This window comes from Vibrio owensii CAIM 1854 = LMG 25443, from assembly GCF_000817815.1.
In the GTDB taxonomy this organism is placed as follows: Bacteria; Pseudomonadota; Gammaproteobacteria; order Enterobacterales; family Vibrionaceae; genus Vibrio; species Vibrio owensii.
The window spans coordinates 84,528-98,691 of record NZ_JPRD01000020.1 but is presented as its reverse complement, the minus strand read 5'-3'; the positions used below and the strand labels follow the sequence as shown (position 1 = coordinate 98,691).

Below are 14,164 nucleotides of genomic sequence, written 5' to 3'. Positions count from 1 at the left end.
GCTCAACAACCCTACACAAAATCGAAGCAAATAAGGTAAACCTTGCCGGATTCTGAGAATGGCCTCACTTAAAGTGGTGAACCCTTCTCCAATGCCAATAATCGCTGTTTGCGCTCGACACCGCCAGCATAGCCAGTAAGCTTGCCACTTTTGCCGATGACACGATGGCAAGGCACTACAATCGAGATTGGGTTTTTACCATTCGCCAGTCCCACCGCACGTACCGCTTTCGGATTGCCGATGGCGTTCGCCAGATCTTGGTAACTCCATGTTTCACCATAAGGAATGGTCGTTAGTGCATGCCATACTTGAGTTTGGAAATCCGTACCTGTCGCAGCAAGGGGCAAGTCAAATTCGTTACGCAGCCCAGCAAAGTATTCTTCCAATTGAGTAACGGTTTGGCTGAGCACGGCATGTTGATCATCACGCTCACCCAAATCGTCTGGTTTGGTGGTACACGTTTCAAACCAAATTCCCAGCAAACCTTGATCGTTAGCTTGAATGGTCACAGCGCCTAACGGACTTGGCATTACCGTATAAAGTGATTTCATGATTGATTCCATAAGTGAAAAGTCGCGTAACTACCCCAAGGCGACGCAGTATGAGCATTCAATGACGGATAGTTTGGCATGGCTTTCTTCACCACCAAGTCTTTATCTAAAAAACAATCGGGCTGAGATTGGCCACGCAATTGCGCATAGCTCACCGTCCACGGACCAATGCCTTTTAATTCCAGCCATTGCTGCGGATCGGCTTCTGGGTTTTGCTGCATGTACTGAGCAAATCGCACAAGCGTGTCTTTACGGCTTTGCGGCATACGCAAGCAGCTAACATCAGCATTCGCAATGGCTTCTGGCGTCGGAAAGTGACGCGCTTGCTGATCGCTACTGAGCGTTGCTACCAACAAGTTAAGTTGCCCGATAGCCGCTTTGACCGACACTTGCTGCCCTAGCACAGCACGTACACCGGCCTCCCACGCACTCCAGACGCCCGGAATACGAATCCCGTGGGTTTTCACCAATCCCGGCGCGATGTATTCAAGGTGCTGCTCCACCGTGCAAACATCCGCATCAAGGTCGAACATACGACGCACACCAGACACCAAATTCTGCAATTTGGTGACGTCTTCAATGTCGAACTCCATCTCAAAGTAACCCTCCCCTTGAGTGACCTTAAATCGTGCATGGCGATCATCGAGTAAAACATTGCGCTGGTAAGCGTCTTGTGTGACTTGCTCCATTCCTTCAATCGCACGTAGACGATAAAAATCGAGCATGTGTTGCCAGTTCAGAGCACCGCGATAAGGGAGCACGATTCGATTCGTCCCCACGCCATCAAACTCCTTTCTGCGCACTTGAGAAGGCGTTAGCTGAAGGATCTTTTGGAACGCATCATTGAAACGTCGAGTGCTGTTAAAACCTGCGGCAAAACCGACTTCAGTGACTGACATCGAACTCGAATGCAAAAGCTGCTTGGCAAACATCAGCTGCTGATACTGTGCATACTGCTTAGGTGACATCCCCAAATATTGTTCGAACAGCATGCGCAAGTAACGATCCGAGATCCCGAGACGCTCAGAGAGATCCGCAAGAGACTGATGATGCAATGCACCTTGATCGATCATATTGATCGCACGTTGAAATGTGGTTTCAACCCCTTTCCAAGCCCATGATCCTGGTGCACTGTCTGGGCGACAACGCAAGCACGGACGGTAACCCGCCTTCAAGGCTTGCGTCTTGTCAGTGAAATACTCGACGTTTTCTTCTTTGGGCAAATTAGCTGGGCAGATCGGGCGGCAGAAGATCCCTGTGGTTTTCACCGCAATGTAAAAGCGCCCATCAAAGCGGCTGTCACGTGCCATGCGTGCTTTTTGACATTGTTCGAAGGTCAACGATGTGTGTGGGTGGATGAGCATAGTGCTGTCCTTGCGTACACAGTGGGTGTTTAACGAGTGGGTAACTTGCTCGCCACTCGATCGGTATAACTTCATTGTAGAACGGGGAGTTACTGTAGATTAGCCATCTTCGGAACTCAATATTGAGAAATTTTGGCATTAGTAAATTTGTGCACTAAAGTTAGATCAGAACAACACAACAACGTCGGCTAAAGGGAATTGGCATGGACTTACATACGTGCGTGATTGTACTTAGAAATCACAAGGTTATTACCAGTAAATCAGTCGAGCACTCGATAGGGATTATCGAACGCGACTCTGATAACGAGATTTCAGAAATTCAAATCAATGCGACTGATGGTGTGAATATTCGCACTTATCACTACCGTAGTGTGGAAGACTCGCTTGAAAGCTTAATGAATCTATAAAAACTCCTTTCTCCCTTGTTAATCGTAAAAGCAAAAGAGCACTGGTTACTGTGCTCTTTTTTTTGCTCTGCATTTACGGAATTCTTGTTTCAAAATACAAAACACGCTCGAAAAGTTATTCGAAATTTTGCGATTTCCATAATCAAAACCACCACAGCAACAGCCAATAAACAACGCCTAACAGCAACCTAACTGTCTGTATTTATTCAGTTAAAAGCGTTCCATCGAATTTATCGAACGAGAACATCAAATTGCCCCAATTTTTTCTTTCTCTCCTCCTACCTACACTGATTTCAACGGCAAGGGAGTCACCACTCCGCATCAGAAAAATTCGAGAAAGGATAAAGTAATGAAAGCACTACTACAGAAAATCACCACTTCAAACGCAGGTTACAGCGCACTCGCACTTCGCATTCCAGTCGGCATCATCTTTATGGCGCACGGCGCACAAAAACTTTTTGGCTGGTTTGGCGGTTATGGTCTTGAAGGTACAGGTCAATGGATGGCATCGATTGGTTTGGGCCCTGGCATGCTGATGGCATTTTTAGCAGGTAGTGCAGAGTTTTTTGGCGGCTTGTTCATCTTGCTTGGTCTGCTTACCCGCCCAGCAGCAGTGGCTTTAGCATTCACTATGGTGATCGCCATTTTCTCGGTTCACTTTGAAAACGGTTTATTTATGTCGAACAACGGTTACGAGTTTGGTTTAGCACTACTGGCAGCAAGCGTTTCTCTCGCTTTCTCTGGCGCAGGCAAAGCCGCATTGGATGAAACGCTACGTCAAAAACTGGCGTAAGACGATCACTAGGAGGAGATGATTATGATTACCGTAAGACATGCAAATGACCGTGGTCGCGCGAATTTTGGTTGGCTCGACAGTAAGCACAGTTTCTCTTTCGGCAGCTACTACGATCCGCAACACATGGGCTTTTCAGAGCTACGCGTGATTAACGATGACGTTGTAGAACCTAATGCAGGGTTTGATACACATGGTCACCGCGACATGGAGATCATCAGTTATGTTTTGCAAGGCGTTATCGCTCACAAAGACAGTGAAGGCAACGCCTCAGACAGTGAAACACTGCGCTTTCTACAAATCTGGATTCAACCAAACACGTTTGGCAATAAACCAGGTTACCAACAAAAAGACTTTGGTCAGGAAAAAGGCTTAACCACCATTGCGACACCAACCGGTGAGAATGGCACGCTGCACATCAAGCAAGATGCCACACTGCATCAGTTGATTCTCGACGCTAACTCCGAGTTAAGCTTTGCTATTGAATCAGGTCGCAACGTGTATGTTCATCAAGTGGAAGGTGTACTCAAAGTTGACAACACCACATTGACCGGTGGTGATGGAGCGAAAGTTGAACAGCAGAGCACCATAGTGTTCCGCAATGATTCGGACAAACCAACAACCGCATTGGTGTTCGATCTGCCATAACTCTCGGTTCAGCCATTACTTAGGTTTATAAATACTTCAAGATTTATGTAGCCTCATATAAAAAACCCCTTGGCATCACACCAAGGGGTTTTCGTTTAAGTTTGCTCTGGATCGCAAAAGCAGAAATTACTCATCTGCAGGAATGTCCGCAATTTGCTGCAAGCTGTAGGCCGTTAACGGGTCAATCTCTTTTACGATTTCTTCAACCTGCTTAATCGCTTCTACAGACGTGCTGGCTTTGCGATAGCTCAAATAGATAGGGCGGTACCAATCTTCTACGCCAGACACCTTGTGGAGCTGTCCGCTTGCAATAAACGGCTCTACCAGAGACGCTGGTAGGTATGCGCTGCCACCTTTCTCTAAAACGAAGTCTAACGCGATACGAGCGGTAGAAGTACGAAGGTAAGGCGCTGGGATTTTCGGGTGACGTTCCGCGTGTTCTGAAGCGAAGCGCGTACCCCAATCAACGTAAACGTATTTCTTGTTAAACACCGTATCAAGAGAATCTTGTTCGGTAGACACCAGCACCAACACCACGTCAGCAACTTTTTTGCAGTTAAGCTCATCCGCTTTGATTTGATCGAAGGCGAAAGCCATATCGAGTGTACGTTCCAACAGGCTGCGGCTTAGCATCTCACGTCCCATGACTTCCGCCATAAAACCGTAACCACCAAACGAGTCCGTTACGACACTCAAACAGTTTTGCAGGTAAGCATCCCAAATGTTCGGCGTACCACCCATGGTGAGCTGTAACGCTTTGCCATCTTCGAGGGATAATTCGAGTTTGGCTTGCTGCAAAGTGGTGACCATCACCTCTGCATAGCCTATTAAACGCTCACCTGCGGAGGTCAACTTTATGTTATTTCGATCACGAATAAACAACTGCGTATCGAAATAACTTTCGAGTTGTTTGATGCGTGCGCTCACTGCGGCTTGAGTAATGTACAAGTTCTCAGCAGCTCGTCCGAAGTGACGAACCTTTGCCAGCTCTAAAAATGTTCGAAAGACCTTTACATCCATAAACCATCTCCTGGTCAATATAAAACCAGATTAACAACTAATTAAAATTTTGACGACAAAAAAGTTTTGTTTTTCTTTTGTTAGCTTTGCGCCTAATTTTCGCCGTAATTCATCACATTCATCAATAACGGTTACAGAGGCTGTTGATATGTCTGACACTGAATTTCGTCATGGCAAAAAACGTTTTTACGACAACGTAAAATTCCCACGCGGCTTTGCAAAGTCTGGCGATTTTACTCTTTCAGAAGAGGAAATCCTAACAATTTATGGGGATACTATGCTTGGCCTAGAGTCAGGCGAGTTGACACCTGAGAACAGCGAAGAGAAACACTTCGTAAAAGTTCTGGAAAACCCAGGCAAAGCGAAAACTAAGATCGAGCGCACTTGGTTAAAATACACACAATTAGCTCGTGGTCGCAAACGCTTCCACACGCTAAATGGTCGTAACAAACCAGAGGCGACAGATGACTACGCAGAAGAGAGCCTAGCAGAAGACGATTAACCGACTCTGCCAAGCCTTAATGCTTGGTTAATCCTCAGAGTGTTTCATTCTGTGGAGTTGCAAAAATTTTTCTTTTCCAAAAGCCCAGAGGTGTTTCACCAAAGGGCTTTTTCATTTTTTTAGTAAACCTATTTATCCGGCAAGCACTCATTTCGCCAACATAGCGACCTTCTTCAAGAAGCTGTCTTTAAGATGCTCTTGGTCGTACTCCAGCTGATAGGTGTTGTGGAAACCCACTTTAAGCTCCACGCCATTGCCTCTCAGAAACACGTTATAGCCGTCGTAATCAGAAAAGGCTTCTACCCCTTCATACATCTTGCCAAACTCGGTAGGCGTACCGTTGTTCATCACACATTCGTATGCTTGCAGCACTTTGGTTGCGTCTAAGTCGTTTTTCATTGCGATTCCCTCAGCAATAAACACACTTTAAGTATGGTTAAGGAAGAAACGCCGTGCCACACCATAGATTGCGTGAGATCATAACTTCGGCATTTTTCTTCCCTTTCTCCTACGCAACTCGGTTCAATTTGGCTCGCTCATTCAGCCAAAAAACTTTTTTTCAGTCATAAATTTTAAACGCTAATCAACTAGTCTAACGCCCTCTATATAAGAGGGTAATCGCAACAAGCAAACGTGAAAACTGTTGAGAAAAGCAACATTGGTTAAAGAAAAAGCAAAATTTTGACCTAAAACAATAGCAGATCGCCATTACTTATTTTATAATGCGAATTAATGTTTCAGGACATCTTAAATTCCAATAACTAGGGGCACAAAATGAGACTTATCCCGTTAGCTCAAGCAGCACAAGTAGGCAAGTGGGCAGCAGCACACATCGCTAAGCGCATCAACGACTTCAAACCAACTGCTGAGCGTCCGTTCGTTCTGGGTCTACCTACTGGTGGCACTCCTCTAGCAACTTACAAAGCATTGATCGAACTTTACCAAGCAGGTGAAGTGAGCTTCGAACACGTTGTGACTTTCAACATGGACGAGTACATCGGTATCCCTGCGGATCACCCAGAATCATACCGTTCATTCATGTACAACAACTTCTTCAACCACGTAAACATTCAAGAAGCGAACATCAACCTTCTTAACGGTAACGCGGAAGATCACGAAGCGGAATGCCAACGCTACGAAGACAAAATCAAGTCTTACGGCAAGATCAACCTATTCATGGGCGGCGTAGGTAACGACGGTCACATCGCATTTAACGAGCCAGCATCTTCTCTGTCTTCTCGCACTCGCATCAAGACACTCACTGAAGACACTCGTATCGCGAACTCTCGTTTCTTCGATGGCGACATCAACCAAGTTCCTAAATACGCACTAACTATCGGTGTTGGTACGCTGCTAGACGCTGAAGAAGTGATGATCCTAGTAACTGGTCACAACAAAGCACTTGCTCTACAAGCAGCAGTAGAAGGCAGCGTAAACCACCTATGGACGGTTTCTGCACTTCAACTACACCCTAAAGCAGTGATCGTTTGTGATGAGCCTTCACAACAAGAGCTTAAAGTGAAGACAGTTAAGTACTTCTCTGAGCTAGAAGCGGAAAACATCAAAGGTTTCTAATCCCTCGGGTAACAACCAAAGATAAACGCTGAATACACAAAACCCGTGATGACTCACGGGTTTTTTCGTTTTTAAAGACTGGCAGGTTTGAAGGTTTAGGAATTTAAACAACCGCTAGCGGAACGTCTAATAAGCTTGAATGCCAAACTGGCGCAGACGTTTCGGCAATACCTCATCGAGCTTATCTAACTCACTCGGTTCGACCTCAATGAGGTTGAAGTTATGCTGCTCGTACACCGCACGAATCTTCTCTCGTTCCGCTTCTAGCATCTCACCGGTGTCGCTACCCCAAAACTGCAAATAGACTTTGCCACCTGGCAGGTAGAAATCGCTAGTCACGTCTTGGTCGATCGGCAATTGGCGCTCATAAGCGTGCACTACTCCTGCCAGATACAGCCAATTATCGATCAACAGTTCTCCTTTAGAACGAACATAATGCCCGTCTAAAGTGCGATGCTTAGCTTCAAACTTCTGGCGAAAACTAGAAAACGACTTATCTGTGGAATGGGACTCGGCATCTTGACCTAAAAACTCAATCACAGACTGCTTAAGACGCTTGTTACGTAGCACTACGTCGTGCCACACCACAAAGGTATTCTGCGATTCTTTATCGGTTCTCTGCTGCCCACCAGCGCGGATTCCGGCTTCAGTTAAGCTCCAACCTTCTTCAGATTTACTGATCCAACCTAATTCACTTAACAGCTGGTTCATGCGCTTGGCATTGAGCTTAAGCTTCTCACCCAACTGGGTTGCGCTGTAAGTTTTGCCAGATGTTGCGGCAAGCTCGATGTGCAAGTTGGTCGGCCATACGATGAACTGCCCAAATTTAGGGTGATCGACATACTCACCACCAAATTTGGCGCCCTCTTCGGTCAAAATCCATTTCTCGTCTTGGCGAACGATGTAACCTGCGCGTTTGAGATCCGCAAACAGCAGCTTAGCTTCTATCTGACGCATTTTTGCCAGCGCCGACGTCGATATTTTTTCAGACACGATTCATGCCTCCTGCTACTGTTCGAAATAAGGTAATGACTTGGATATTAACGCATTGATTTCATTGCTTGAAGTAAGAATAGTTGGGATTTTCTATTCGCAACAAAAAAGGAGCACTTTGGCTCCTTTCTCTACATCGAATTGAATCAGCTTAATTATTCGCGAGTTTGGCAAATTTACTGTAGGTGCTGATTTTGCCGTTGATGTACTCGATACCACTGTGCACATTGTTTTCAGTGTGACCAACAATTTGATATTCAACGATGAATTCACCGCTGATGACTTTAATAAACAAAAAGCCGTCGCTGACCTTCCATAAGCCCTGCAAACCACGCTCACTGAACAAGTCTTTTTCCACCAGCGTACCATTTGGTTTGAGCTCTAAAATCGATGAGAAACCGTCGACGTTCACTTTTACCCAAGGCTGTTGGTGCACTTCGTAGCTGAGGATTTTGCGGCGTGTTTTCGCCCACTTACGCAGTTCTTGCTCTTGCGCTGGGGTGAGAATTGGCAGGTCTTCCATCTCCAATAGGGTGTGATGTTTTTCGTACCAGAAAAGTTGCAGATGGAGTAATTTCATTCAGATTAACGGGGTTTCATAACGACAAAGCGCAACTTTGCGCCAACCCTGATGGTAAGTCAACCAATGAAACGAAAGAGTGCAGTTTTCACGAGGGTTAAAAACTGCACGTTCCCACGATGGGAAAACGGTGCTCATAACGAGCACCGGAGCATGTAAGTGTTTATACGACCCAGAAAGAATTATGCGGCAAACAACCTAGGTAATTCCGCATGATCACACGCTTGATTTAAGCGCTTTTGAGCGGTTTGAATGTGCGCGCGCCAATGTTCATCGTGCGCCCACATCTCAATCACCAATGGCACGACGCAGTCTGTCTCTTTAAGTGTGCGGAAAATGGCATCGAAGTTCACTTCACCATCGCCAATCACGAGATCGCGGAACTGACCTTTGTATTCCGGCGTCACGCGATAAGTGTCTTTAAGGTGGATTTGGGTAATGTGCGGCTTACTCAATTTAAGCTCGGTACACACGTCGTAATTCCAACCCGAGATGTTGCCTACGTCTGGATAAGCAGTGAAATACGGCGAATTCACTTCGCGATTGAGCACCTCGAACTTACTCAATGAATTGAGGTAATCGGTGTCCATGATTTCAACAGCAAGCATCACGCCTGCGCGCTCAGCCAGTTTTGCCGCTTCCTTCATACCTTCAATAAAGCGCAAATGCGTGGCACGGTTTGCTGGCTCGTAATACACATCGTAGCCAGCCAATTGAATAGTACGGACGCCAAGTTTGTACGCCAATGCAATCGCCTTTTCCATGTGCAGCACGGCTTGCTCGCGAATCTTCGGATCAGCCGAGCCAAACGGGAACTTGCGGTGTGCGCTCAAACACATCGACTGCAATGGCATGCCATAACGTTCGCACTGGTGACGCAGGGCATAAATCGTCTCGTCGTCCCAATCTAAACGGCTACGGCGCTCGTCTGATTCGTCAACCGAGATCTCTAGAAAGTCGAAGCCTAATTCTTTGGTCACGCTAAGCTTTTCTTCCCAACTCAACTCGTTCGGCAACGCTTTTTCATACAAGCCAACACGATGGCGTTGTAGGTTCTGATACATGTCGCCCCCTAGTTCCAGTAACGGTCGATTTGCGCTTTCAGTGCTTCTGCGGTCTCTTGCCCTTTGTCACCCGCCAATGCACGACCTGCGATAAAGGTTTTCGCTTTGATACCTTCAAACAGGTAAATGTCTTCTGGCACGATACCGCCCGTGATAGAGAGCTCGATACCTAGCTCAGAGAGTTGACGCATCTTGCTGATGTCAGCATCTGTCCAACCAATACCGGCCAACTCTGCGTCGCGAGAACGATGGTAAATCGCTTGAGTGATGCCAAGATCCACCCACGCTTGCGCATCTTCCATCGTCCAGTTGCCGTAGATTTCGATTTGGATTTCGCCACTAAATTCATCCGCGACTTTTTTACACGCTTCAATGGTCGCAATGTGCGCTGCGGCTGAAACCGTAATCCAGTCAGCGCCTGCTTCAAACGCCATGCGAGACAAAATCGCGCCGCCGTCAGTGGTCTTCATATCACACACCAGAATGTGGTCTGGGTGGTTCTTACGTAGCGTCGAGACCGCATTCATCCCTTCTGCGAACGCTAAGATAGTGCCCACTTCAATCACATCGACGTAGCTGTATACATTGCTTGCAACCGCCACGGCGTCAGTTAGGTTAGTTTGGTCTAGAGCGATTTGAATCATTGGTTTGGTCATGATGCTTATCCTTGAATTTTTTCACGTATCAGACGAGCTAAGCCGTCGTTATTGTTATCGGTTTCGCACACCAAACGGGCGCTTGAACGTACCGTCTCGTCTGCGTTATTCATGGCAACGCCTAATCCAGCGTAACGGAGCATGGAAATATCATTGTGGTTATCGCCCACGGCAATGACATGATTCGGGTGATAACCCAGCTCAGAAACGTATTCCGCCAGTCTTAAGCCTTTGCTGTTGCCTTTTGCTGCGAAGTCTATGCGATTCGACCACGAGCGTTCGCCGTTGAATTTCTCTTTCACCCATGGGTTTTCAATCAAGCGTTCTACCGAGCTTGGTAAACCTTCCACTACGAATTTCCACACGAACTCGGTATTGCGCACTTCTTCGCTGAACGAGTCGATTTTGTAGATCTTCGGTTGAAGGTGCTCAGGCGCGGTTTTCGCCCACTTTTCCAACGCTTCCATGTAGTGAATTGGGTTGTAGTTTGAGTACGTCATGGCATCGGTTACGTACATCACCATCTTGACCTGAAACTCCTTCGCTAAGGCGATGAACGTCAGCGCGTCTTCCTTATCAATGGAGTTGTGCTTGAGCACTCGATCATTGTGGTAGTCATAAACATAAGTGCCGTTGCAGCAGATGATAGGCGTGGTAAGACCCAACTCATCGTAATACGGGCGTGCCGCGGTGTGATGGCGTCCGGTGACAATCACCACGTGACACTTCTGCTGCGCTTCTTGAATCGCTTTTTTCACCTCTGGGTGAATGCTGTGGTCATCGGTGAGGACGGTTCCGTCTAAATCTAAAGCAAGCACTTTGTACATGTCGTTACCTCTGCCCGTAGTAGGCGTTTTCACCGTGCTTACGCAGGTAGTGTTTGTCTGAAAGCTCAGGCTGGATCTTGATGCCGCTGTTGAGTGAACGCGTTGCTAATGCCATGGCAGAAATCTCTTCCAATACCACTGCGTTGTGCACGGCATCGTCAGCGTTGGTTCCCCAAGAGAAAGGCGCATGCCCTGCTACAATCACGCTTGGCACAGCCATTGGGTCGATGCGACGTTGACGAAACTCTTCCACTATCACTAAGCCAGTGTTCTTTTCATACTCTTCCGCAATTTCACGTTGTGAGAGCTTGCGAGTACACGGAATGTCGCCGTAGAAGTAATCGGCATGAGTCGTGCCCAGTGCAGGAATATCAATCCCTGCTTGTGCCCAAATCGTTGCGCTGCGTGAGTGGGTGTGCACCACGCCGCCTACTTGTGGGAACGCTTTGTAGATCTCAATGTGGGTCGCGGTATCGCTGGATGGATTCATATTGCCTTCCACCACATTGCCGTCTAAATCGACCACCACAATGTGCTCAGCGCGCATGCCATCGTATTCCACCCCCGACGGTTTAATCGCAATCACGCCGCGCTCGCGGTCAATCTCAGACACGTTGCCCCAGGTGAAGGTCACCAAGCCGTATTTCGGCAGTTTGAGGTTGGCTTCGAGCACACGTTGTTTCAGTTCGCTGTACATGATTTCTCCTTAGGCAGTAACAGCCAGAGCTTCATCAATCACGTTGAATACATCGGTTTTGCTGCGGCAACGGCGAAGCTTGTCCAAATCCACGCCCGTTTCGCTGTCTTCATCATCCAACACTTGGGTCACTTCCATCAGACCTTCCATGTGCTCGTCTGAAGAACTGCCCGCTAGCGTGATCAACACATCAACTGGCTCGTCTTCGCCTTCAAAGTAGATTGGCTCTTCTAGCGTAACCAGTGCGAAAGCAGTACGAATTACGCCGTTTTCTGGTCTTGCGTGTGGCAGTGCCAAGTTAGGCGCGATGCAGATGTAAGGACCCAACTCTTCCACGCTGCTGATGATGGCATCGTGGTAAGAAGGCTGAATCGCACCAGAGGCAATCAACATGTCCGTACCAATCTTGATTGCTTCACGCCAGTTAGACGCTTTTGCTTGCAGTTTGATTGAGTTGTTGTCGATCAGTGATTGTTTTAATCCCATTGTTCTATCTCCAGTTTGGGTGCCGTGACTTTGGCTTTCCGAAACCCGGCACCACTGTTGTTATTCGCTGTTTGTTATTGGTTTCTCATCTCTTCATTGAGAGATATTTGGTCATGCTGTTTTATTTTGCTGGTACAAAGTTTTTATTGATGATGTCGAGTAGCTCGTCACCGAAGGAGTTAGGGTTAAGCATGTTTTGCACCCCGAGTACAAACTTGCCTTCGCCTGGTTCCATCTCCGCAGACAGGTGCTTCGACGATACGATGATGTCTGTGCTCGCAAGCTTCGACTTGTAGTCAGACACTGCGCATGAGTCCATCACGTGAGGAATGCCTTTCTTCTCTAGGTATTTGCCGATCTTCATTTTCATCATCATCGATGAACCTTGACCGTTACCACATACTGCTAGGATGCTTACTGGGCGCAGACCGTCACTCGCTTTGATTGCTTGCTCTACCGCTTCAATCACTTCTGGCTCTTCACTGATTTCTACTGTGCCTTGCGCGTCTTCTTCAGCACGTAGCTTGCGAGAAGCGAAGAACATGTAAACCAGAGACAGACCAACAAGAACGAAGAAGAACATTTTCGATGCAGACAGACCTTGCATGATTGGTGGGAATACAAGCGCCCAGTCCGCCATGCCCATCCAGCCGTTGAATTCTGTGCCGTGTTGACTAAATAGGTGGATAGCCCAAGCGGAACCTAGCACCTCTATGATGCCCATCACGAAACAGATCTTCATCACCGCTTTCCAGCCACCGAAGTGGTTAGCAAATACGCCGATGGTCGCGTTAGAGAAGAACATTGGAATGAAGCCAGGGATGATCATGATTGGCGCATCGAATGCCAACATCGCCAGTACTGCAGCGAACTGACCCAGCGCACCCCACATGAAACCAAATACCATTGCGTTTGGAGAGAATGCGTAGATAGCCGCACAGTCAATCGCCAATACTGCATTTGGAATCACGCGCTCAGAGATGCCTTTGAACGCTTCAGACAGCTCAGCAACGAACATACGTACACCCGCAACAATCACCTGAATCGCTACAGCGAATTTCAGACCCGTTTCTAGGATGTAGATAGTCCAGTGTGTGGTGCCCGCCATTTCTTGAAGGTTATCAAGACCGAATGAAAGCAGAATGATGCCGAAGAACACCGTCATCACGATCGCCGTTGCTGCGATGCTGTCGTGGAAGATGTGTAGCCATTTAGGCAGTTCTAGGTGGTCAACGCTGTCGTTCTTATCACCCAGTTTTGGCGCTACTTTTGTTGCAATCCAAGACGCCACCTGTTGTTGGTGACCAATAGAGAAACCCGCCCCGCCGGTGACTTCTTCGGTTGGCTTGAACATGATGTTGGAGGAGATACCCCAGTACAGCGCCATTAACACCGCAGAGTAAATGATGGTTTCCCACATGCTTGCGCCAAGCACAAAGTAGAACACGGCGATCAGACCCGCTTGCTGGAACATGATGTGACCAGTCAGCATGATGGTGCGGATACCCGTGTAGCGGCGGAACAGTACCAAGAGGATGTTAATACCTAATGCCAATAGAACGGCGTAACCTACCCAAGAGTAGTTATCGCCCATCGCTTCCATGGTAGACATCATGGAGGTGTAAGGGTCAATGACCGAGCCGGTTAGCCCGTGGTATTCAGAAAGTTTGGAAATCACAGGTTTGAAGCCAGCAACTAGGGTGCCTGCACCCACTTGAACCAGCATGAAACCCACGATCGTTTTGATGGAACCTTTAATGATGGTGGTGGCGTCTCTTCTCAGCAACCAATAGCCAATGCATGTTACCAAACCCAGTAGTAGTGGGGCTTTGGTCATAACTTGGCTGTAAAAAATATAGAAGATGTCGTACAAGAACTCCATATCTTTACCCCTAGAGTGTTTTTTATTTGTAATCGTATGTAGGTCAGAGTGATTCCATCTGATGTCGTAGAATCTACTCAGTTTTTGCTCACGAAATAAACTCTAACAATCAAAAGTAA

General features: G+C 47.3%; 17 protein-coding genes. 5 read left to right on the top strand and 12 right to left on the bottom strand.

Features of this window, described 5'->3' with window-relative positions:
• Positions 1-68 precede the first annotated feature (68 nt).
• Both H735_RS12820 and H735_RS12815 read right to left on the bottom strand, forming a co-directional pair.
• On the bottom strand, positions 69-551 hold the full coding sequence (locus tag H735_RS12820) for a methylated-DNA--[protein]-cysteine S-methyltransferase (RefSeq protein WP_005434707.1): 483 nt from the start codon (positions 549-551) through the stop codon (positions 69-71).
• A complete protein-coding gene (locus H735_RS12815) occupies positions 548-1,915 on the bottom strand; it encodes a DNA-3-methyladenine glycosylase 2 family protein (protein ID WP_020195071.1) in 1,368 nt (455 codons plus the stop codon). Before H735_RS12815 ends, H735_RS12820 begins: the two co-directional genes overlap by 4 nt.
• 203 nt (positions 1,916-2,118) lie before the next feature.
• On the opposite strand from H735_RS12815, the gene H735_RS12810 reads away from it, so the two are divergent.
• The 3 genes from H735_RS12810 (at position 2,119) to H735_RS12800 (ending at position 3,763) form a co-directional block, all read left to right on the top strand.
• Positions 2,119-2,322, top strand: coding sequence for a hypothetical protein (locus H735_RS12810; RefSeq protein WP_020195070.1), 204 nt, complete (start codon positions 2,119-2,121; stop codon positions 2,320-2,322).
• A gap of 349 nt (positions 2,323-2,671) precedes the next feature.
• Positions 2,672-3,115 carry a DoxX family protein gene (locus H735_RS12805; protein ID WP_005448907.1) on the top strand — a complete coding sequence of 148 codons (444 nt, stop codon included), beginning with the start codon at positions 2,672-2,674 and terminating at the stop codon, positions 3,113-3,115.
• A 24-nt stretch (positions 3,116-3,139) separates the two neighbouring features.
• Positions 3,140-3,763: a pirin family protein gene (locus H735_RS12800; RefSeq protein WP_020195069.1), complete on the top strand. Its 624-nt coding sequence runs from the start codon at positions 3,140-3,142 to the stop codon at positions 3,761-3,763.
• Between the two features lie 126 nt (positions 3,764-3,889).
• On the opposite strand, the gene H735_RS12795 is transcribed toward H735_RS12800, so the two are convergent.
• The gene (locus H735_RS12795; protein ID WP_009696587.1) at positions 3,890-4,783 is read right to left on the bottom strand and encodes a LysR family transcriptional regulator; all 894 of its coding nucleotides are present in this window, start codon (positions 4,781-4,783) and stop codon (positions 3,890-3,892) included.
• Positions 4,784-4,931: 148 nt separating this feature from the next.
• Here H735_RS12795 and H735_RS12790 point away from each other — a divergent pair, with 148 nt between their 5' ends.
• Complete coding sequence (locus tag H735_RS12790; protein ID WP_009696586.1) at positions 4,932-5,285, top strand: MaoP family protein; 354 nt, start codon at positions 4,932-4,934, stop codon at positions 5,283-5,285.
• 147 nt (positions 5,286-5,432) lie between these two features.
• On the opposite strand, the gene H735_RS12785 is transcribed toward H735_RS12790, so the two are convergent.
• Positions 5,433-5,684 carry a DUF3081 domain-containing protein gene (locus tag H735_RS12785; RefSeq protein ID WP_009706732.1) on the bottom strand — a complete coding sequence of 84 codons (252 nt, stop codon included), beginning with the start codon at positions 5,682-5,684 and terminating at the stop codon, positions 5,433-5,435.
• Between the two features lie 375 nt (positions 5,685-6,059).
• Here H735_RS12785 and nagB point away from each other — a divergent pair, with 375 nt between their 5' ends.
• Positions 6,060-6,860 (top strand): glucosamine-6-phosphate deaminase, encoded by an 801-nt coding sequence (gene nagB / locus H735_RS12780; protein WP_005448902.1) that lies wholly within the window; start codon positions 6,060-6,062, stop codon positions 6,858-6,860.
• Between the two features lie 126 nt (positions 6,861-6,986).
• Here nagB and H735_RS12775 read toward each other — a convergent pair whose 3' ends face one another.
• The 8 genes from H735_RS12775 to H735_RS12740 all read right to left on the bottom strand — a co-directional run bounded on the left by H735_RS12775 (position 6,987) and on the right by H735_RS12740 (position 14,045).
• On the bottom strand, positions 6,987-7,853 hold the full coding sequence (locus H735_RS12775) for a phage antirepressor KilAC domain protein (protein WP_009706731.1): 867 nt from the start codon (positions 7,851-7,853) through the stop codon (positions 6,987-6,989).
• A 151-nt stretch (positions 7,854-8,004) separates the two neighbouring features.
• Complete coding sequence (locus tag H735_RS12770; RefSeq protein WP_027726607.1) at positions 8,005-8,433, bottom strand: hypothetical protein; 429 nt, start codon at positions 8,431-8,433, stop codon at positions 8,005-8,007.
• A 182-nt stretch (positions 8,434-8,615) separates the two neighbouring features.
• A complete protein-coding gene (locus H735_RS12765) occupies positions 8,616-9,497 on the bottom strand; it encodes an L-ribulose-5-phosphate 3-epimerase (protein ID WP_020195067.1) in 882 nt (293 codons plus the stop codon).
• A gap of 8 nt (positions 9,498-9,505) precedes the next feature.
• Positions 9,506-10,153, bottom strand: a complete 648-nt coding sequence (locus H735_RS12760) for a 3-keto-L-gulonate-6-phosphate decarboxylase UlaD (protein ID WP_020195066.1) — start codon at positions 10,151-10,153, stop codon at positions 9,506-9,508.
• A gap of 5 nt (positions 10,154-10,158) precedes the next feature.
• Positions 10,159-10,980: a Cof-type HAD-IIB family hydrolase gene (locus H735_RS12755; RefSeq protein WP_005434688.1), complete on the bottom strand. Its 822-nt coding sequence runs from the start codon at positions 10,978-10,980 to the stop codon at positions 10,159-10,161.
• 4 nt (positions 10,981-10,984) lie between these two features.
• Positions 10,985-11,677: an L-ribulose-5-phosphate 4-epimerase gene (locus tag H735_RS12750; RefSeq protein WP_009696581.1), complete on the bottom strand. Its 693-nt coding sequence runs from the start codon at positions 11,675-11,677 to the stop codon at positions 10,985-10,987.
• 9 nt (positions 11,678-11,686) lie between these two features.
• Positions 11,687-12,163 (bottom strand): PTS sugar transporter subunit IIA, encoded by a 477-nt coding sequence (locus H735_RS12745; RefSeq protein ID WP_009702554.1) that lies wholly within the window; start codon positions 12,161-12,163, stop codon positions 11,687-11,689.
• Positions 12,164-12,284: 121 nt separating this feature from the next.
• Complete coding sequence (locus H735_RS12740; protein WP_005434683.1) at positions 12,285-14,045, bottom strand: PTS ascorbate-specific subunit IIBC; 1,761 nt, start codon at positions 14,043-14,045, stop codon at positions 12,285-12,287.
• Positions 14,046-14,164: the final 119 nt, after the last annotated feature.

Excerpts from the sequence above, each read along its gene's own strand:
- H735_RS12820 (WP_005434707.1), bottom strand. The coding sequence starts at position 551 with ATGAAATCACTTTATACGGTAATGCCAAGTCCGTTAGGCGCTGTGACC.
- H735_RS12815 (WP_020195071.1), bottom strand. The coding sequence starts at position 1,915 with ATGCTCATCCACCCACACACATCGTTGACCTTCGAACAATGTCAAAAA.
- H735_RS12810 (WP_020195070.1), top strand. The coding sequence starts at position 2,119 with ATGGACTTACATACGTGCGTGATTGTACTTAGAAATCACAAGGTTATT.
- H735_RS12805 (WP_005448907.1), top strand. The coding sequence starts at position 2,672 with ATGAAAGCACTACTACAGAAAATCACCACTTCAAACGCAGGTTACAGC.
- H735_RS12800 (WP_020195069.1), top strand. The coding sequence starts at position 3,140 with ATGATTACCGTAAGACATGCAAATGACCGTGGTCGCGCGAATTTTGGT.
- H735_RS12795 (WP_009696587.1), bottom strand. The coding sequence starts at position 4,783 with ATGGATGTAAAGGTCTTTCGAACATTTTTAGAGCTGGCAAAGGTTCGT.
- H735_RS12790 (WP_009696586.1), top strand. The coding sequence starts at position 4,932 with ATGTCTGACACTGAATTTCGTCATGGCAAAAAACGTTTTTACGACAAC.
- H735_RS12785 (WP_009706732.1), bottom strand. The coding sequence starts at position 5,684 with ATGAAAAACGACTTAGACGCAACCAAAGTGCTGCAAGCATACGAATGT.
- nagB (WP_005448902.1), top strand. The coding sequence starts at position 6,060 with ATGAGACTTATCCCGTTAGCTCAAGCAGCACAAGTAGGCAAGTGGGCA.
- H735_RS12770 (WP_027726607.1), bottom strand. The coding sequence starts at position 8,433 with ATGAAATTACTCCATCTGCAACTTTTCTGGTACGAAAAACATCACACC.
- H735_RS12765 (WP_020195067.1), bottom strand. The coding sequence starts at position 9,497 with ATGTATCAGAACCTACAACGCCATCGTGTTGGCTTGTATGAAAAAGCG.
- H735_RS12760 (WP_020195066.1), bottom strand. The coding sequence starts at position 10,153 with ATGACCAAACCAATGATTCAAATCGCTCTAGACCAAACTAACCTAACT.
- H735_RS12755 (WP_005434688.1), bottom strand. The coding sequence starts at position 10,980 with ATGTACAAAGTGCTTGCTTTAGATTTAGACGGAACCGTCCTCACCGAT.
- H735_RS12750 (WP_009696581.1), bottom strand. The coding sequence starts at position 11,677 with ATGTACAGCGAACTGAAACAACGTGTGCTCGAAGCCAACCTCAAACTG.
- H735_RS12745 (WP_009702554.1), bottom strand. The coding sequence starts at position 12,163 with ATGGGATTAAAACAATCACTGATCGACAACAACTCAATCAAACTGCAA.
- H735_RS12740 (WP_005434683.1), bottom strand. The coding sequence starts at position 14,045 with ATGGAGTTCTTGTACGACATCTTCTATATTTTTTACAGCCAAGTTATG.